This window comes from uncultured Parabacteroides sp. (assembly GCF_947855115.1).
Taxonomy (GTDB): Bacteria; Bacteroidota; Bacteroidia; order Bacteroidales; family Tannerellaceae; genus Parabacteroides.
Genome location: NZ_CANTZW010000004.1, coordinates 122,659 through 139,789, shown reverse-complemented (window position 1 = coordinate 139,789; position 17,131 = coordinate 122,659). Strand labels below are relative to the sequence as shown.

The 17,131-nt window shown below is 47.0% G+C and carries 15 protein-coding genes; 12 read left to right on the top strand and 3 right to left on the bottom strand.

Annotation, left to right across the window (positions count from 1 at the left end; genetic code table 11):
* Nucleotides 1-488: 488 nt before the first annotated feature.
* The 9 genes from Q0110_RS05020 to Q0110_RS04980 all read left to right on the top strand — a co-directional run bounded on the left by Q0110_RS05020 (nucleotide 489) and on the right by Q0110_RS04980 (nucleotide 10,222).
* A complete protein-coding gene (locus Q0110_RS05020; protein ID WP_297903525.1) occupies nucleotides 489-1,367 on the top strand; it encodes a carbon-nitrogen hydrolase family protein in 879 nt (292 codons plus the stop codon).
* Between the two features lie 274 nt (nucleotides 1,368-1,641).
* Nucleotides 1,642-2,955 (top strand): porin, encoded by a 1,314-nt coding sequence (locus Q0110_RS05015; RefSeq protein WP_297903522.1) that lies wholly within the window; start codon nucleotides 1,642-1,644, stop codon nucleotides 2,953-2,955.
* Between the two features lie 35 nt (nucleotides 2,956-2,990).
* Nucleotides 2,991-4,214, top strand: coding sequence for an imelysin family protein (locus Q0110_RS05010; protein ID WP_297903519.1), 1,224 nt, complete (start codon nucleotides 2,991-2,993; stop codon nucleotides 4,212-4,214).
* Nucleotides 4,215-4,294: 80 nt separating this feature from the next.
* Nucleotides 4,295-5,698, top strand: a complete 1,404-nt coding sequence (locus tag Q0110_RS05005) for a di-heme oxidoredictase family protein (RefSeq protein ID WP_297903516.1) — start codon at nucleotides 4,295-4,297, stop codon at nucleotides 5,696-5,698.
* An 18-nt stretch (nucleotides 5,699-5,716) separates the two neighbouring features.
* Nucleotides 5,717-6,949 carry a porin gene (locus Q0110_RS05000; protein ID WP_297903513.1) on the top strand — a complete coding sequence of 411 codons (1,233 nt, stop codon included), beginning with the start codon at nucleotides 5,717-5,719 and terminating at the stop codon, nucleotides 6,947-6,949.
* Between the two features lie 8 nt (nucleotides 6,950-6,957).
* Nucleotides 6,958-7,668, top strand: coding sequence for a hypothetical protein (locus Q0110_RS04995; RefSeq protein ID WP_297903510.1), 711 nt, complete (start codon nucleotides 6,958-6,960; stop codon nucleotides 7,666-7,668).
* Nucleotides 7,669-7,682: 14 nt separating this feature from the next.
* Entirely contained in the window at nucleotides 7,683-8,834 is a 1,152-nt protein-coding gene (locus tag Q0110_RS04990) for a Rid family hydrolase (RefSeq protein WP_297903507.1), read from the top strand.
* Nucleotides 8,835-8,916: 82 nt separating this feature from the next.
* Complete coding sequence (locus Q0110_RS04985) at nucleotides 8,917-9,606, top strand: hemerythrin domain-containing protein (RefSeq protein WP_297903646.1); 690 nt, start codon at nucleotides 8,917-8,919, stop codon at nucleotides 9,604-9,606.
* Between the two features lie 10 nt (nucleotides 9,607-9,616).
* Complete coding sequence (locus Q0110_RS04980; RefSeq protein ID WP_297903503.1) at nucleotides 9,617-10,222, top strand: response regulator transcription factor; 606 nt, start codon at nucleotides 9,617-9,619, stop codon at nucleotides 10,220-10,222.
* An 80-nt stretch (nucleotides 10,223-10,302) separates the two neighbouring features.
* Here the strand turns inward: Q0110_RS04980 and Q0110_RS04975 are convergent, their stop codons facing one another.
* Nucleotides 10,303-11,373: a nitronate monooxygenase gene (locus Q0110_RS04975; protein ID WP_297903500.1), complete on the bottom strand. Its 1,071-nt coding sequence runs from the start codon at nucleotides 11,371-11,373 to the stop codon at nucleotides 10,303-10,305.
* 169 nt (nucleotides 11,374-11,542) lie between these two features.
* Between Q0110_RS04975 and Q0110_RS04970 the strand changes: the two genes are divergently transcribed.
* The 3 genes from Q0110_RS04970 to Q0110_RS04960 all read left to right on the top strand — a co-directional run bounded on the left by Q0110_RS04970 (nucleotide 11,543) and on the right by Q0110_RS04960 (nucleotide 15,729).
* Complete coding sequence (locus Q0110_RS04970) at nucleotides 11,543-13,438, top strand: family 20 glycosylhydrolase (RefSeq protein WP_297903492.1); 1,896 nt, start codon at nucleotides 11,543-11,545, stop codon at nucleotides 13,436-13,438.
* 99 nt (nucleotides 13,439-13,537) lie between these two features.
* A complete protein-coding gene (locus tag Q0110_RS04965; protein ID WP_297903489.1) occupies nucleotides 13,538-14,824 on the top strand; it encodes a hypothetical protein in 1,287 nt (428 codons plus the stop codon).
* A gap of 86 nt (nucleotides 14,825-14,910) precedes the next feature.
* Nucleotides 14,911-15,729, top strand: coding sequence for a PstS family phosphate ABC transporter substrate-binding protein (locus Q0110_RS04960; protein ID WP_297903486.1), 819 nt, complete (start codon nucleotides 14,911-14,913; stop codon nucleotides 15,727-15,729).
* Between the two features lie 125 nt (nucleotides 15,730-15,854).
* Here Q0110_RS04960 and Q0110_RS04955 read toward each other — a convergent pair whose 3' ends face one another.
* Both Q0110_RS04955 and Q0110_RS04950 read right to left on the bottom strand, forming a co-directional pair.
* Nucleotides 15,855-16,628: a UDP-2,3-diacylglucosamine diphosphatase gene (locus Q0110_RS04955; RefSeq protein ID WP_297903483.1), complete on the bottom strand. Its 774-nt coding sequence runs from the start codon at nucleotides 16,626-16,628 to the stop codon at nucleotides 15,855-15,857.
* Between the two features lie 19 nt (nucleotides 16,629-16,647).
* A complete protein-coding gene (locus tag Q0110_RS04950; protein ID WP_297903479.1) occupies nucleotides 16,648-16,965 on the bottom strand; it encodes an iron-sulfur cluster assembly protein in 318 nt (105 codons plus the stop codon).
* Nucleotides 16,966-17,131 lie beyond the last annotated feature (166 nt).

Genomic DNA, 17,131 nt, shown 5'->3' with positions numbered 1-17,131 from the left:
CTGTGATTAACCGCATAAAGGTACGATACTTTCGCGGGCTAATCGCGTAAAAGTACTGATAAATCAGCGTTATAAAAACATGTACGTGTTTGTCGGGAAACATGTACGTCTTTTCGGGAAAACACGTACATGTTTTTTCAAGGACATTTGCGGTGTGGGAAAATACAAAAAGAGCCTCTCTTCACAGGGAGGCTCTTTTTATGTGATGCCGGAAATAACCAATAAAAACTTTCCGACACTACGGTGTTAATCATCTTATATGCTTACATAAAATTAGCAGAAGGCTTTGGTTTGCGATATACTAATAGTGTTACATTCTTTTTGACATTGCAAAGATACGTCTGCCTATATGGGTGCGCAATACCTATATATATGTAAAAAGACGGGGGGCGTACCTATTAATGGTTATATCCCTCGTTGTTCACCGGAATCACGTTTTTCGTATATTTGCCTCTTGATTATAAACTGTAAACCCCGGTAGCTCCGTCATGAAAAATCTGAAAGTAGCTTTGTTGCAAGTCCTGCCCGAAGGCTCGTTGGATAAAAATTTAAGGAAAGGTATCGCGTATTGTAGAAGGGCGAAAGATGCGGGCGCTGATATCGCGTTGTTCCCGGAGATGTGGAGCGTCGGATACGAAATCCCCGAAGACCTCGATGAGTTAAGAGCAAGCGCGATAGCGATCGACAGCCCGTTTGTCATTTCATTTCGTGAGCTTGCCAAGGAATTGCGGATAGCTGTCGGGATCACGTTTCTTGAGCGGTTCGAACCATTGCCGCGAAACACGTTTTGCCTGATCGACCGTCTTGGGAATATCGTGCTTACCTATGCGAAGGTCCATACTTGCGATTTCGGTGATGAATGCAGGTTGACCGCCGGAGAGGATTTTTATGTCGCGAATCTGGATACGGCAAAGGGATGTGTGAAAGTCGGGGCGATGATTTGTTTCGACAGGGAATTTCCGGAAAGCGCGAGAATACTTATGTTGAAAGGAGCGGAAATAATCTTGGTTCCCAATGCCTGCCCTATCGAGATCAACCGTTTTTCGCAGTTGCGAACCCGCGCTTATGAGAATATGGTTGGTATCGCTACCGCGAATTACCCCAAAGACAAGTCTGATTGTAACGGCCGCTCATGTGCGTTCGACGGTATCGCTTACCTTCCGGATGGTTCCGGGGCAAGAGATATGCTCATTGTTGAGGCAGGAGAGCGGGAGGATATCTGCCTGGCGGATTTTCCCATTGAGAAACTCCGGGAATACAGGGCTTGCGAAGTGCATGGAAACGCTTATCGCCATCCCCGGAAATACAAATCGCTCGTTGAGGAAAACATCGAAGAGCCATTTATCAGGAATGACTATAGGAAATAGGTAGGGCGGGCATGTCATAATATTCATTCAAAAAAGTTATTTTCAATAGATTATATAGAGCCGATAAAACCAGAAATAACATGAGGCCTTAATGCCTTAAGATTAACGATCTCACCGTCTTACAGGCCAATAATAGGGCATATTGGGCGTGAAAGTCCTGAAAATATTCGTCTGAAATACCTACGAGTAGGTAATTGAACCCCTATTTTACCTACTTCGTGCGATTGTAGTGGACTCTCTACCCCTGTAATTTTGCCAAAAATTATAAAACGCAATGAGAACGTTAACAAATTTATTAGCGATTGGATTACTTTCCTTTTCGGCTCTACATGCTCAAGAGAGTGATATGAGCTCCACCGTGAAGGCTTCTGAGATGTATGCCGATGATTTTTCTAAATTCCGTTTTGGTGGATATGGCGAGATGGCTGCCAGTTATATGGATTATGATTGGAACTGGGTAACGACAGTGGGTACGAATCATCGAAATCGTGCGACGATATCCATTCCTCGTTTTATTCTGGCATTCGATTACAAGTTCTCACCGAAATGGGTGTTGAGCTCTGAGATCGAGTTTGAATATGGTGGTACTGGAGCTGCTAGAGAGATCGAGTGGTATGAGGAGAACGGAGAGTACGAGACTGAGATAGAGAAGGGCGGCGAGGTCGCTTTGGAACAATTCCATATTTCTTATTTGTTCAACAAGCATTTGAATTTCCGTTTCGGACACATGATCGTGCCTGTCGGATTGACTAACGCTCATCATGAGCCGTTGAATTTCTTTGGTGTTTACCGTCCGGAGGGCGAGACGACCATTTTACCTTCAACTTGGCACGAGACGGGTGTCGCTTTGTTTGGTGACTTAGGAAACTTCGATTATGAGTTGCAGGCCGTATCCGGTTTGGACCCGCAAGGTTTCCGGATGGAGAATTGGGTAGGTAAAGGTACGCAAGGCGCTTTCGAGGAAACGCAGTTCACTCACCCGGCTTTTGTCGCACGTGTGAATTATAATGGCGTGAAAGCTTTTAAGGGATTGCGTGTAGGAGCGTCTTTCTATTATAATCAACCATCGAAGAATGGTAGTAAACCGGCTCGAAACCGCGATTATAAATATCCGTTGACGATTGTTACGGCTGATGCTCAATATAAAAGCCCGAATAACAATTTGATCGCGAGAGGTAATATCGTGTATGGGCATTTAGGAAACTCCGCTCGGTTGACTAGTGTGAATAATGGTTCGTCTAGCGCGTCGGGTTATCCGAATTCTACTGTAGCGGAGACTGCTGTGAGCTACGCTGCCGAGGTAGGTTATAACATTGGTTCTTTCTTTAGTGCGAAAGCTCCGAGGATTTATCCTTTCTTGCGCTATGAATATTACAATCCGATGCAGTCTGTAGAGAAAAACAGTACGAAGTTGGCCGATAAGCGTTTACAGAAAAGTGTGATCACGGCTGGATTCAATTATTACGCATTGCCGAATTTGGTGGTGAAGGCAGATTATACACACCGTATCGTAGGACAGGGTAAATATAACAGCCAGAATATGGTATCGGTAGGTATTGCTTATATCGGTTGGTTCTTGAAAAAGTAAGAGATAAATGTTTAACTTTAATAAATAGAAGTAGAATGAAAAAAGTATTATTATGGCCCATGATGTTGATGGGCTTGACTTTGAGTTTTTCATCTTGCGGAGATGATGATCCTATTAATAATGAAGAAGAGAAGACGGAGTATTCCTTCGAGAATTTGCCGGCTAATACCGGAACTGTAACCGAAACTCAATTATCTGCGACTGTAACTCAGTTTGTTGACGCTGTAGTATTACCTACTTACAAAGATATGTATGAGAAAATGCAGGCTTACCATGCGGCTGTGGAGAAATTCCTTGCTTCAGGTTCGCAAAACGACTTGGCTGATGCGTGCGAGGCTTGGCGTGCGGTTCGTATTCCTTGGGAGCAGAGTGAGGCATTTTTGTTTGGTGTTGCCGACTTAGGTCAATATGACCCGAGTTTGGATAGCTGGCCATTGGATAAGGATGGTATCGAGCAAATCATCGCGAACGGCGACTTTAGTGCCGTAACCGGAGACGTGGATGATTCTGATGATGCGCCTGCGAACGCTCCTCAAAACTTGAGAGGTTTCCACACCGCGGAGAAAATGTTGTTCTTGGATGGAAAAGAACGCGATGCGGCAACTTTCACCGACAAGAATGAGAAAGAATATTTACGTATCGTATCAGACCGTATGTTGAAGGATACGGAAGAATTATATAAAGGTTGGCTTGAAGGCTTAGGCTCAGGAAGCGTTCCTTCTTCTTACGCTGAGGCTATGAAAAAGCATGATGGAAGTTCTGATTATGCGGGATTGAGCAGTGCTTATCAAGCTATCGAGTTGATGTTGAATGGAGATAACGGTATGGGTGGTATCTCTAATGAGGTTGGTACCGCTAAGATCAAAGATCCGGTGGATGCATGGAATGACAGTAATAAAGATGCTTCAGATCCTGATAACCCAGGTGTATTGGCGGTAGAGTCTTGGTATAGCTGGAACTCTTTGGACGACTATAAGAACAATATTGTTAGTATCAAGAACGCTTATTTCGGAGGACGTGATTTAACTGCCGACGATGCTAGCGAGAACAGCTTGCACAATCTATGTAAAACCGTGAACCCGGTATTGGATAGCTTGATGGTTCTTCAGATAGACAATACTATCGACGCTATCGATAATATTCCTTATCCTTTCCGTAGCAACTTAGGGGCAGAGACAGAAATTAACGCTGCTATGGAGGCTTGCTCTGATCTGACAAAGGGCTTGGATAAGGTTCGTGCCGCTTTGAGCGATAATTAATCGACCGTGTAGTTGATATAGAGGAGAGAGAAGGATAAAGCCTTCTCCCTCTTTTGTGTGTATTAAAAATAACCAATAATATGAGACATAAATTTTTATTTTATTCTCTGCTAGGTTGCTTGCTTTGTAGTTGCGAGTCTGAAGATCTGGAAGATTGGCGGATTTACAAGCCGAATGGGAAGGCTGCTTCCGAGAAGGAGTTGTCGGCGGGTATCTCGACGATTTTTTCCTCGGCTCCGGACGCTTACGATACGCAATCAAGTTGGGTGACCGGTGAGTTGGAGGATCGATTTAACAAAGGTGATCATCTATATGACGACGCGCGGGGAGTGGATAATGTAGACGGTGGTGGCCTGGGACCTCTTTACGCTGGATATTCGTGTGGTTCCTGCCATAAAAGTACAGGACGTACTACGCCCGCTATCGCTTCCGGGGGGTCTGGCTCGGGCTTCTCATCCATGTTAATCTATATAACCCGTAAGACAGGGGGATATTTCCCGGATTATGGGCGTGTGCTTCATGACCAATCTATCTATGGAACTAAGCCGGAAGGCCGCGTGAAAATTACGACGACTACAGAACGATATACTTTTCCCGATGGTGAGGAATATGAGTTAATGACGCCGCATTATGAGATCGTAGAATGGTATGCGGACAGTATTCCGGTATCAGACCTGCGTATCTCGGTACGCCAGCCTTTGCGTCATGTGGGTATGGGGCAGATGATGGCGCTAGACCTGGATCTTTTGCAAAAGATAGCGGCTCAAAGTAATTATCCGGAATATGGTATTAGTGGAAGGCTTAATTATGTGACCGAGAAAGGAAAAAAGGTGATCGGGGTTTCTGGGAATAAAGCCCAGCATCAAGACCTGACCGTAGAGCTTGGATTCTCGTCCGACTTGGGTGTGACGAACGACCGTTACCCGCACGAAGTCGGGGAAGGGCAGAGCAATATGATGGGATTTGCCATGAGTGGGGCACAGATCTCTACGGAGGATATGGAGAACGTAGACTTATACATGCACGCCGTAGGTGTGCCGGCCCGTCGAGACGTAGATGATCCCGTGGTGCTGAAGGGTGAGCAGTTGTTCTATGAGGCTAAATGCCATTTGTGCCATGTTACGACATTGAAGACGCGTCCGCGTGGTGCCGTTTTGTTAAACAATACCGAGTTGCCCCAATTAGGAAATCAGATAATCCATCCGTATTCAGACTATCTCTTGCATGACATGGGGGTAGAGTTGGGGGATGATTATCCTAGTGGCTTGGCGAACGGAAACGAATGGCGTACAACCCCGTTATGGGGGCTGGGATTGCAGGAAACCGTGAACGGGCATAGTTACTTCCTGCACGACGGGCGAGCCCGTAACTTGACCGAGGCTATCATGTGGCATGGTGGCGAGGGAGCCGCTTCGCGTACGCTTTTCTCGCGTATGACGAAGGATGAGCGTGAGGCTCTGATTAAATTCTTACAAAGTTTATAATCTAACATAGAAAAAGGAATGAAAAAAATATATAGGTCACTTGTCGCTGTAGTTTTGTTGACGGGTGCGTTTCAGGTGAGTGCTCAAGAAGTGAAAGAGATCGATGATAAGTATGTAGAGAATGATGTCGTATCGTTGGCCGGAAAGAAAGGGTTCTCTTTCTCTACGAAAGCGGGGGATTTCTTGTTTAAACCGTATGCGTTGGTACAGGCTAGCGCTTGTTATAATCGTTACGATGAGCAGGGTTTGGAAAGCCACTACGCTAAAAGTGTCGCTAATTCCGGGTTCGCTATCCCGAACGCTATCTTAGGATTTACCGGAAAGGCCTTCGGAAAGGTTACTTTCAACCTGTCGTTGAACGCCGCGAAGAGTGGCGGGGCTTTATTGCAACAGGCGTGGTTCGATGTTGCCTTGAAAGAATCTTTCCGTATCCGCGTGGGAAAATTCAAGACTCCGTTTATGCATGGTTATCTGAGTACGTTGGGTGAGACCTTGTTTCCCGTGTTGCCGACATCTACCACTGCCTCGATCTTGCTTCCGTATGATATAAATTATGTAATTCCCGGTATGTCTACCGGATTCGACTTGGGTATCCAAGTGCATGGATTGATCAATAATAAGTGGAATTATCAGGTAGGTATTTTTAACGGGACAGGAATTGATGTGAATATCGCTAGCAAGACGAACTGCGATGACCATAAGTGGTTGCCTTCCTTATTATATGCGGGCCGTCTGGCCTTTATGCCGAAAGGCGAGATGCCGATGTCGCAAGGTTCACCGGAGAACCTGAATGATGATAAGATGTCTATCGCTGTATCTGCATCTTATAACGCTGAGGCTGAATTCTTGACCAGTAGCGATACTCGTGTAGGCCTTGAGTTCGCCTGGATTAAGAATCGTTGGTATTTCGCGGCCGAGGCTTATTATATGAATATGCACTTTACGGATATCATGCAGAAACCGGACGAGAATTTCTGGGGAGCTTATGCTCAGGCCGGTTATTTTATCACGAATAAGTTGCAAGGAGCTTTGCGTTATGATTGGTACGACCGCAATGGAATGGATAATGGAGGAATGCTGAATATGCCTGCGGTTGGATTGAACTATTATTTCTTTAATAATAACTTGAAACTTCAGGTGATGTACCAGTATCTGGGTCGTACAGGGCATGATACGCAAAATGACCGGGATGAGGATGCGATCGGGTTGGCACGCCACTCCGCTACGGCTATGTTACAATTTACATTCTGATCATGCTTATGAGACGGTGTAATCTATCTATGGTATGTACCTTGTTGCTCCTGCTTGTTATGGGATGTGATGAGGGTAAGATCTATCCGGATGAAACGATTGATTCCGGACGTACCGCTAAGCTTACCGTGACCTTCAACGATTTGGAGGCATGGCCGAAAAAGAATACGCTTTCCGTTTGTGAGTTTGGGGAAGACCGGACTAAGGCTTTGTTGTCGAGGCGGATAACGAAGCCTACCTCGGAAGGTAAGCAGTTGACGATCCAACTGACGAATATAAAGGCCGATACCAAAACGATCGAGATCGTTGTGCTCAATCGTGGATTGGAGTTGATTTATTCGTATTATAGCTATCCCGTGGACGATTCGGGCGAGAATATCGAGTTTGCCGTGGGTGAGCTGGACTTAGGAAGCTTTGATAGGGTACAGGCCCAGGTTTTTGACCAGAATTGTATTGCCTGCCACGGTGGAAGTAGTTCCGGGCTTTCTGGTAACTTAGACTTACGTGAGGAGAATGCCTATAAATCCTTGGTGAACGTGGAAGCTCCTCTCTCGGAGGAAGGCAAGAATTATGTGACTCCGGGAGATATCCATAACAGTTACTTGCTGGATGTGTTGGAGGATGACCCGATACACCAAGATATGTTTAATAGTACGGGAAAACAAGAAGTGCTAGGCTTGATCCGGGGCTGGATACAAGGAGGAGCGTTGGATAATTGATAAGATATAAATAAATGGATTATAAAAGGAAAATATATACAGATAAGGCTGTAGAGGTGCGGATCTCTTCATTTGCCGGCAAAGGAGGGACGAAGGAGTATCAGGTGATGTTGTCGGGGGATGACCCTTGCTTGTCTTTCATGGAACAATTGCAAAACCTTTTGATGGTCTATGTAGCTGTCGTGAAAGAAGAGCTGGCAGACGATGCCACACCGGTTTTCCGTCGTTATTTCTTGAGCGATGCCGCTAATCAGACGGATAGCGTGATGGAATGGGAATGCGAGAATGCCTTCTGTCCGTTGTCTATCGTGCAGCAACCGCCTCTGAACGGAACAAAGGTGGCTATGTGGACTTACCTACAGACGGGTATGCAGGTACAGACCTACGACTCCGGCTTGTTGGAGGCGTCTCACAACGGCTACAGGCACCTTTGGGGAGGAGGGGCCTGTAATAAGGCGGCCAACTCGGAGTACCAGACCCGGCTTTTGCTGAATGACTATGTGATGCAATTGATGGGGCAACATTGTACGTTGGCCTCTCACTGTATCCGTACTTGGTTCTTCGTGCAGAACGTAGACGTGAACTATGCTGGTGTGGTGAAAGCCCGGAAGGAGGTCTTTATTACGCAGAACCTTACGGAGAAGACGCATTATGTGGCGAGCACGGGTATCGAAGGACGCCATGCCGACCCTTCCGTGTTGGTGCAGATGGACAGCTATGCGGTGGATGGCTTGGAGCCGGGGCAGATACAATTCCTGTACGCTCCCACGCATTTGAACCCTACCTACGAGTACGGCGTGACATTCGAGCGGGGAACGGCTGTTATCTACGGGGATCGCAAGCAGATATTCATCTCCGGGACGGCGAGTATCGATAACCGGGGGGAGATCGTCTATCCGGGCGATATCTTAAAGCAGACCGGACGGATGATGGAGAATATCGACGCGCTGCTGAAAGAGGCAGACGCTACCACCGACGATATCACGATGGCGATCACCTATTTGAGGGATGTGGCCGATTATGCGGTAGTTAAGAAATATTTCGAGACGCGCTACCCGGATTTGCCACATTTGATAGTCTTGGCTCCTGTCTGCCGTCCGGGATGGTTGATAGAGACCGAATGTATCGCGGTCGTTCCGGCGGAATCGTCCTTTAGGCCTTTGTGAAATAATAATAAATGTACGATATATGGAAGAAAAAGGAGTATATTTGGCTGTTCAAATACCAGGACAAGTTAGAAAAAAGCCTATGTATAAAAAAGGAATGTACCGGGAAACCGACAAGATGAGTGATCTGATCTGCGAGAACTATCCGATGGTCTTAGTCATGAGTCGTTTTGGGATAGCGCTCGGGTTTGGAGAGAAAAATATCGGGGAGGTTTGCCGGCAGAACGGGGTAGACGCTTATACTTTCTTGACGGTCGTGAACTTCTTGATCGAAGAAGTGAGTATGCCGGTCGAGAATGCGCGCAAGCATTTGTCGATCGAGAACTTGATCCGTTATTTGCATAATGCCCATGATTACTTCTTAAACTTCCGCTTGCCACATATCCGCCGTAAGTTGGTAGACGCTATATCCGGATGCCCGGAGGATGTCGCTTTTGTGATCACGAAGTTTTTCGATGAGTATGCGGAGGAGGTAAATAAACACATGTCTTATGAGGAACGTGCGGTTTTCCCTTATGTCCGTAATTTGTTGGAAGGAAAGAAAGATCCGAAATACAATATTACGGTTTTCCGCAAACGTCATGATCAGATAGAGATGAAGATCACGGAATTGAAGAATATCCTGATCAAATACTATCCGGGAGCGGGCTCGAATATGTTGAACAGCGTTTTGTTCGACATTTTTGCCACGGAGGAAGACTTGGCTTCACACACGCGCGTGGAGGATTATTTGTTTGTGCCGGCCATATTGGTTTTGGAAAAACAATTATAAGCATGAATCGATGAGTACAAATCTAAAGATCGCGATAGCCGAACCTTCCGTTATCGTAAGGAGCGGATTGGAAAGCTTGCTGAAACGCTTGCCGGGTTTCCGTATCCAGATGGTGGAGATCAATTCGGTGGAATCTCTTTTCGACTCGCTTCGTATGCACAAACCGGATGTGTTGATCGTGAACCCGGCTCTGCCCGGTTATTTCACGTTGCAGCACTTGAAGGAGGAAAGCGGATGCGCCGAAATGAAATGTATCGCTTTGCTATATTCGGTCTCAGACAGTATGTTGTTGCGTTCTTATGATGAGCAGATCAACATATACGATAGCTCCGATGAGATAAAACATAAATTGGAGCGGTTGAACGCCGAGGAACTTCCGGATGAGACGGAGGATGACGAGCAGCAATCCTTAAGCTCGAGGGAGAAAGAGATCGTTGTTTGCGTCGTGAAGGGAATGACGAACCGGGAGATCGCGGACCGTTTGTTCCTCTCTACGCATACGGTCATCACCCACCGCCGTAATATCGCCCGGAAACTTCAAATTCATAGTGCCAGTGGTCTTACCGTGTACGCGATAGTTAATAAGCTGGTAGAATTAGGCGACATCAAGCAATAGTTGCTATATGAATCTAAAAAAACAAGGGCACGGTTTGGATACCGGGCCCTTGCTTTTTTAGATAGATAATGTTCGGATACCTATAATTTCGCTTTCCACTCATTCATCAGCTCGGTGATGGTCTCCCGTACCGTGGTGATCTTGTTCGCTCGCCAGGCGTTGCTGCCGGCGAAAGCGTATCCATTCTCGAAATTACCTTTGAAGGCATTGTATAAAGCGGTGACGATGCAGTATGGGCTGCGTGATATATCGCACGTCTTGATACAGTTGAAGGGGCAACTCTTCGGTTGCTTGATGCCTGCCTTCACCTTCTCGAGGAAACTGCAATGAATGGCTCGTCCGGGCATACCGACAGGGCTTTTGATGATCTCTATATCCTTCTCCTCGGCCTGTATATAGGTCTGTTTGAAGGCATCCGAGGCATCGCACTCCGTGGTGGTGACGAACCGGGTTCCTAACTGAACGCCTGATGCTCCAAGGTCCATCATGCGTTTGATATCTTCACCCGTGTAAATGCCTCCTGCCGCTATTACCGGGATCTTTTTGTCGTATTTCTGCTCGAAATGAGATACTTCCTCTACGACTTGAGGTAAGAGTTCTTCCAAAGAGAAATGCTGGTCTTCCAACTGGTTCTCTTTATACCCTAGATGTCCACCGGCTTTCGGGCCTTCCAGTACCACCGCGTCCGGAAGATAATCATAGTTATTCTTCCATTTCTCGCAGATGATGCGTACGGCGCGTGCGCTGGAGACGATAGGGACCAGCTTGGTGACGCTGTCTTTCTTAAGGAAAGAGGGTAAATCCAAAGGCAATCCGGCACCGCTGAAAATGATGTCTACCTTTTCCGCTATACTGGTCTTTACCAGTTCGGCGAAGTCGGAAAGAGCCACCATTACGTTTACGCCGATGATACCTTTCGCTTTTTCCCGGGCCTTGCGGATCTCTTCCGCTAACCCGAGGTTACCGGCTTCGGTGTAATTACTGGGAGATAATTTCTTATATAAGAGTCCGAGACCGGCTGCGGAGATAACGCCGATCCCACCTTCATTCGCAACGGCCGAGGCTAAGCCGGAAAGAGAGATTCCTACGCCCATTCCACCTTGGATGATTGGAATGCGGGCCTTTAGGTCTCCGATTGTTAATGTCTTCATTAAAAAAAATAAATATATAGTGTTTCAAAAATCGAAGCAAAGGTAGCACAATATCCCAATAAATGTGCGAAACAGACCAAAATTATCGCACAAATATTCTAGTCGTGTGCAATGTGCGGAACGAATCGATTATTTTATGTAATTTCGCCGCCAAATAACAAATAGGACAATGAAAAAGATTCTACTCTCGTTTATTACGCTAGGACTATTATTATGCGGAGCTTCTTGCTCCCGGAAAGAAACTCGCGACGTGGAGAAAGGAAGTATATCCTTGATCCCTAAACCTCAGGAGATCGTTGAGAAATCCGATTATTTCCAGTTGACCCGCCGGGCCGCTATCACGTTGGATCGTTCCAACGAGGCTTTAGTGGGGATCGCCCGTTATTTTAACGGAAAGATCGCTCCCGCTACAGGATTTGAGCTTCCGCTGGAGAAACATGGCAAGATCGAGTTTAAACTGACCGATGACGCGGCTTTGGGCGATGAAGGGTATCGCCTTCAGGTAAAGCGCTCGGATATTATCCTGACCGCTCATAAGCCCGCAGGTATTTTCTATGGCGTACAGACATTGTTGCAAATGTTGCCCCCATGCATAAAAAGCGGGAAGACCCAGCCGAGGGATACCAAATGGCTGATTCCATGCGCCGATATCACGGATGCCCCTAAATTCCGGTGGCGTGGGCTGATGCTGGACGTTAGCCGCCATTGGTTCACGAAAGAGGAGGTGAAGCGTATGATCGATGAGATAGCCGAGTATAAGATGAACGTCTTCCATTGGCACCTGACGGACGATCAGGGTTGGCGTATCGAGATAAAGTCGTTGCCGAAGCTTACCGAGATTGGGGCTTGGCGTGTACCCCGGGTAGGGCAATGGTGGCATCGCGAGCCGAGGCAGTCCGGTGAGGAGGCAACCTATGGCGGGTTTTATACGCAAGAGGATATCAAAGAAGTGTTGGCGTATGCGGCGGAACGATACGTGCGTGTTATTCCGGAGGTAGATGTGCCGGGTCATAGCTTGGCCGCGTTGGTCTCTTATCCGGAACTGGCTTGTATGAACGCTCCTGAGGCCGTGAATGTGGGCAATAAATTTTATGGGGAGGATGAGAATACGCTTTGTATCGGTAAGGAGGAGACCTTTGAGTTCATGGATAAGGTCTTGACCGAGGTCGCCGCTCTTTTCCCGGATGAGTATATACATATAGGAGGCGATGAGTGTTATAAGGGATTTTGGCATAAATGTCCTCGTTGCCAAGCTCGTATGAGAGCGGAGGGGTTGAAGAACGAGGAGGAGTTACAGAGTTATTTTATTCATCGGATGGAGTCTATCTTGAAAGAGAAAGGGAAAAAGCTAATCGGTTGGGATGAGATTCTGGAAGGTGGGCTGACCCCGGATGCGACCGTGATGAGTTGGAGGGGCATGGAAGGCGGGATCAAATCTGCGAAAGCGGGGCATCATGTGGTTATGACCCCGTCTGAGCATTGCTATTTGGACTTATGGCAGGGCGAGCCTTCTGTCGAGCCGGACACGTATTCGATGTGTCGCTTGTCGGATTCTTATAGTTTCAATCCGGTGCCGGATAGTGTCCCTGCGGAAATGGTGCTGGGAGGGCAAGGTAATTTGTGGGCTGAGTCTGTTCCTACCTTCCGGCATGCGGAATATATGGTATGGCCTCGCGGGTGGGCCTTGGCCGAGGTGCTTTGGAGTGGCCCAGAGCATACGGATTGGAATAGCTTCTATCCGCGTGTGGAAAAGCATTTTGTCCGTGCGGACGAGGCTGGAGTGAATTACGCCCGGAGTATGTATAACGCGATCATTACCCCTGGTAAGGCCGAGGATGGCGAGATGGAGATAGCGTTGAGCTCCGAGTTGCCGGATACGGATATTTATTATACGTTCGATAATACGGATCCCGATCATTTTTCTCCCAAATATGAGTCGGCCTTGCGGGTTCCAAAGAACGCTACTTGGTTGCGGGTGGTCACTTATCGGGGCGGTAAGCCTTCCGGAAAGGTCATTACCTTGAGTATAAAGGATCTGGAAGGACGGATCTCTCGTGGTAAATAAATCGAACGCGGTCTGTAACAGGATTGTAATGTCTGTGAAACGGGTGTGAAACAGGGGCGCTGTAACTTTGCGGCGCAAATATAGTTTGTATAGTTAGGGATGAGATTTGGAAAAGTTATAGCGCTCATGTTATTGTCGTTTCCTTTAAGTATGGGAGCGCAGGAGGTGGATCGGTCGATGGAGAAACGTGTCGACTCGTTGGCTACGGAAGTGACTACCTTGGATAAGATTGTCCGGAAGCTGAGTAAGTTCAAGGTCTCTGCCTATATTCAAGGGCAGTACCAATATGGACAGCAGGATGCGACCTTGAAGGTAGGCGATGTGAACGAGAACTTGGACAAGGGATTTAACCGGATCGGTATCCGTCGGGGCCGTATGAAGTTCGAGTACAATGATGGGATCGGGACAGGAGCCGTCCAGATCGAGGTGAATGATAAGGGGGTGAGCTTCCGCGATCTGTATATCGGCATCAAGGACCCTTGGACGAGACGCAGCCAGTTGATGGCCGGTGTGTTCAACCGTCCTTTCGGCTATGAGGTGTGTTATTCCACGAGTTCGCTCGAATCTCCGGAGCGTGCGACTATTATCCAGTATTTTTTCCCGGACGAGCGAGATTTGGGTGCTATGCTTACCTTGCGTACCAAGGCTACCAGCCCTTTGAGTTTCTTGCGGTTGGATGCCGGTTTGTTTGCCGGAAACAGTATCAATCGCGAGACCGACAGCCGTAAAGATTTCATCGGACGTTTGGGAGCCGAGAAAACGATAGGCGATTGGGGAAAATGGGGAGCCGGCTTCTCTTACTACCATGGTTTTGTATATAACCCTACCACCGAGGCGTATGAGATGCGTGACAATCGTTTCGTTAAGATAGATATGGGAAAGACGGGTACTTATATGAAACGCCAGTATTTGGGCTTGGACGCGCAGTTCAGTTTCCTTTCATCTTTAGGAAAGACTACTTTCCGTGCGGAAGGATTGATCGGTACACAGCCTGGTGTCGCCGGAAGCAGCAAAAGCCCGAACTACAGTACCCGTCCGGAGAATCTGCCGGAAAACTCCCTGTTCAAGCGTCCTTTCCTTGGTTACTTCTTTTATTGGGTACAAGATATCGGTTCCTCCCCTTTCTCGGCGGTATTGAAATATGACGTTTACGACCCGAATACCAAAGTGAGCGGAGATGAGGTGGGAGCGGAGGATAGCTTCACCTCGAAGACCGACTTGGCGCAGCGTACGATTGGCATCGGCGGTATCTATAATTTCAACAAGCATATCCGTTTGCAAGCCTATTACGAGTTTAACTTCAACGAAAAAAGCAGTCTCGTAAAGGGCTACGAGAACGACCGGAAAGATAATGTATTGACTGTCCGTCTTCAATATAAGTTTTAATTCATAGGATTGTAATATCTGTTTCATCCCATTGAAATACCGAGGTATTTACTTTGTATCGTAAATATAAAGATAAATACAGAATAATGAAGAAGACGATTTTATTAGCTGCTATGGCAGCCTGTTTGTTCGCTACGGATGCGCTTGCCCAGAAGATAAAAGGTAGCGATACTTGTCTGCCGCTTACCCAGACTGAAGCCGAGAATTTCATGAATAAGAATAAAGCCGCTAGAATAACCGTGACTGGCGGTGGTTCTGGTGTAGGTATCTCCGCTTTGCTGGAAGGTACTACGGATATAGCGATGACTTCTCGTAAGATGAAGTTTGATGAGCGTATAAAATTGCAGGAAGCCGGGAAGAAAACGAAAGAAGAGGTTATCGCTTACGATGCCTTGGCTGTTGTCGTACACCCTTCCAACAAGGTTTCGAGCCTGACCCGGGAACAACTGGAAGGAATTTTTACTGGTAAGATCAAGAATTGGAAAGAAGTGGGCGGGGCAGACATGAAGATTGTCGCCTATTCCCGCGAGACTTCTTCCGGGACCTACGAGTTCTTCAAGGAGAGCGTATTAAAAAACAAGAACTATATGAACGGTATCCTGAGTATGCCGGCTACAGGTGCTATTATCCAAAGTGTGAGCCAGACGAAAGGTGCCATTGGCTATGTCGGCCTTGCTTATTTGAATAAGGAGGTGAAAGCGGTTCGTGTGTCTTATGATGCGGGAAAGTCGTATGTGGCGCCTTCATTGGAGAACGCGAAGAATAAGACGTACCCGATTGTCCGTCCGTTGTTCTACTACTATGAGATGAAGAACGCTTCTAAAGTGCAACCGTTCATTGATTACGTAATGTCGGCCGAGGGACAAGCTACGGTGACGAAGGTGGGTTATATCCCTGTGAAATAAAGGTTATACAATGTTTAGCTGAATGATCTTTCTTGATGAGAAAGGTAAAAATAACTCTTTTGGGATGCCAACAGTTGTAGGAGACGCAGCGCACTGTGTCTCCTACAAGTTTTATAAAAGATAGTTTATTCGTTTTCCTCTAGGAATTGATCCATATACAGATACTCGCCATCCCATACGATATAAGAGAAGTATTGCATCCAATCCCCGGCTATCAAGATACGGGAGGTACGGCTTAACATCAAGTCCAGCATGATATGCCGATGGCCGAAAATGAAGAAATTGATATCAGAATGCGTCTTTAGGTATTCCTTGGCGAAAACAACCATGTATTCGGCATCTTCCCCTTGATACTTTTTCGCCTCCAGCTTTTCCAGCCCGCTCTTCCGGCTGCTGAGCGACCAACCTAAAGCGAACCCGAACGTCCAGCGGGGATGTATGCCCGCATAGAGCCATTGGCAGAACCTGTTCCGGAAAATAGCCCGGATCAGACGGAATGCCTTGCTCCGGAAATCCACCTCGTCACCATGTCCGAGGAAGAAACGTTTCCCCAGTAAATCGACGGTCAAGGTATCCCGATGGATGATAGCGCCTATCTCTTTCGGTAAGTAGTCGAACATCCAGATGTCGTGGTTACCGATAAATATATGTATCTCTATGCCTCTGTCCGATAGCTCGGCCAGCTTCCCCAGAAAACGCACATGGCCTTTCGGCACGACGTATTTGTATTCGTACCAATAGTCGAACATATCCCCAAGGAACCAGATGGCAGAGGCTTCTTCCTTGATACTATCCAGCCAGCGTACCAGTTTTTTCTCGATGGCAAGGGGATCTTTATGGAAACGGGCACCTAGGTGCGCGTCTGAGGCGAAGTATATTTTCTTTCGGATAGAACTCATTTTTCTGCTGCGTGGAATTTTAGAGGAATCCCAGTTCCAGTTTAGCCTCCTCCGTCATCATGTCCTTATCCCATTCCGGCTCGAAGACGAGGTTTACCTCTACGTTCTTTACCCCGTCGACCGCTTCTATCTTCATGCGGACATCTTCCAATATGAAATCGGCGGCCGGACAGTTCGGGGCGGTGAGGGTCATATCGATGCGTACATTCTTTTCCTCATCAATGTCTACCTTATATATAAGTCCGAGATCGTACACGTTTACAGGTATTTCCGGATCGTATACCGTCTTAAGCATCGCGACAATCGCTTCTTCTGTTTGGAGAAATTCGTTGTTCATCTTCTTTTATAAGTTCGTGAATCTTGTATTGAGCTACAAACTTACGAAATAGTTGAGAGTTGGCGATGTTTATTTGAGACTATTAACGCTTGGCAGGGGGGAGCAAGGGCTGGGTTAAAGGAGGTATCCGTATCTCCCATATAGAAGGTTTTATAAAAAAGAAGAG

Excerpts from the sequence above, each read along its gene's own strand:
- Q0110_RS05020 (WP_297903525.1), top strand. The coding sequence starts at position 489 with ATGAAAAATCTGAAAGTAGCTTTGTTGCAAGTCCTGCCCGAAGGCTCG.
- Q0110_RS05015 (WP_297903522.1), top strand. The coding sequence starts at position 1,642 with ATGAGAACGTTAACAAATTTATTAGCGATTGGATTACTTTCCTTTTCG.
- Q0110_RS05010 (WP_297903519.1), top strand. The coding sequence starts at position 2,991 with ATGAAAAAAGTATTATTATGGCCCATGATGTTGATGGGCTTGACTTTG.
- Q0110_RS05005 (WP_297903516.1), top strand. The coding sequence starts at position 4,295 with ATGAGACATAAATTTTTATTTTATTCTCTGCTAGGTTGCTTGCTTTGT.
- Q0110_RS05000 (WP_297903513.1), top strand. The coding sequence starts at position 5,717 with ATGAAAAAAATATATAGGTCACTTGTCGCTGTAGTTTTGTTGACGGGT.
- Q0110_RS04995 (WP_297903510.1), top strand. The coding sequence starts at position 6,958 with ATGAGACGGTGTAATCTATCTATGGTATGTACCTTGTTGCTCCTGCTT.
- Q0110_RS04990 (WP_297903507.1), top strand. The coding sequence starts at position 7,683 with ATGGATTATAAAAGGAAAATATATACAGATAAGGCTGTAGAGGTGCGG.
- Q0110_RS04985 (WP_297903646.1), top strand. The coding sequence starts at position 8,917 with ATGTATAAAAAAGGAATGTACCGGGAAACCGACAAGATGAGTGATCTG.
- Q0110_RS04980 (WP_297903503.1), top strand. The coding sequence starts at position 9,617 with ATGAGTACAAATCTAAAGATCGCGATAGCCGAACCTTCCGTTATCGTA.
- Q0110_RS04975 (WP_297903500.1), bottom strand. The coding sequence starts at position 11,373 with ATGAAGACATTAACAATCGGAGACCTAAAGGCCCGCATTCCAATCATC.
- Q0110_RS04970 (WP_297903492.1), top strand. The coding sequence starts at position 11,543 with ATGAAAAAGATTCTACTCTCGTTTATTACGCTAGGACTATTATTATGC.
- Q0110_RS04965 (WP_297903489.1), top strand. The coding sequence starts at position 13,538 with ATGAGATTTGGAAAAGTTATAGCGCTCATGTTATTGTCGTTTCCTTTA.
- Q0110_RS04960 (WP_297903486.1), top strand. The coding sequence starts at position 14,911 with ATGAAGAAGACGATTTTATTAGCTGCTATGGCAGCCTGTTTGTTCGCT.
- Q0110_RS04955 (WP_297903483.1), bottom strand. The coding sequence starts at position 16,628 with ATGAGTTCTATCCGAAAGAAAATATACTTCGCCTCAGACGCGCACCTA.
- Q0110_RS04950 (WP_297903479.1), bottom strand. The coding sequence starts at position 16,965 with ATGAACAACGAATTTCTCCAAACAGAAGAAGCGATTGTCGCGATGCTT.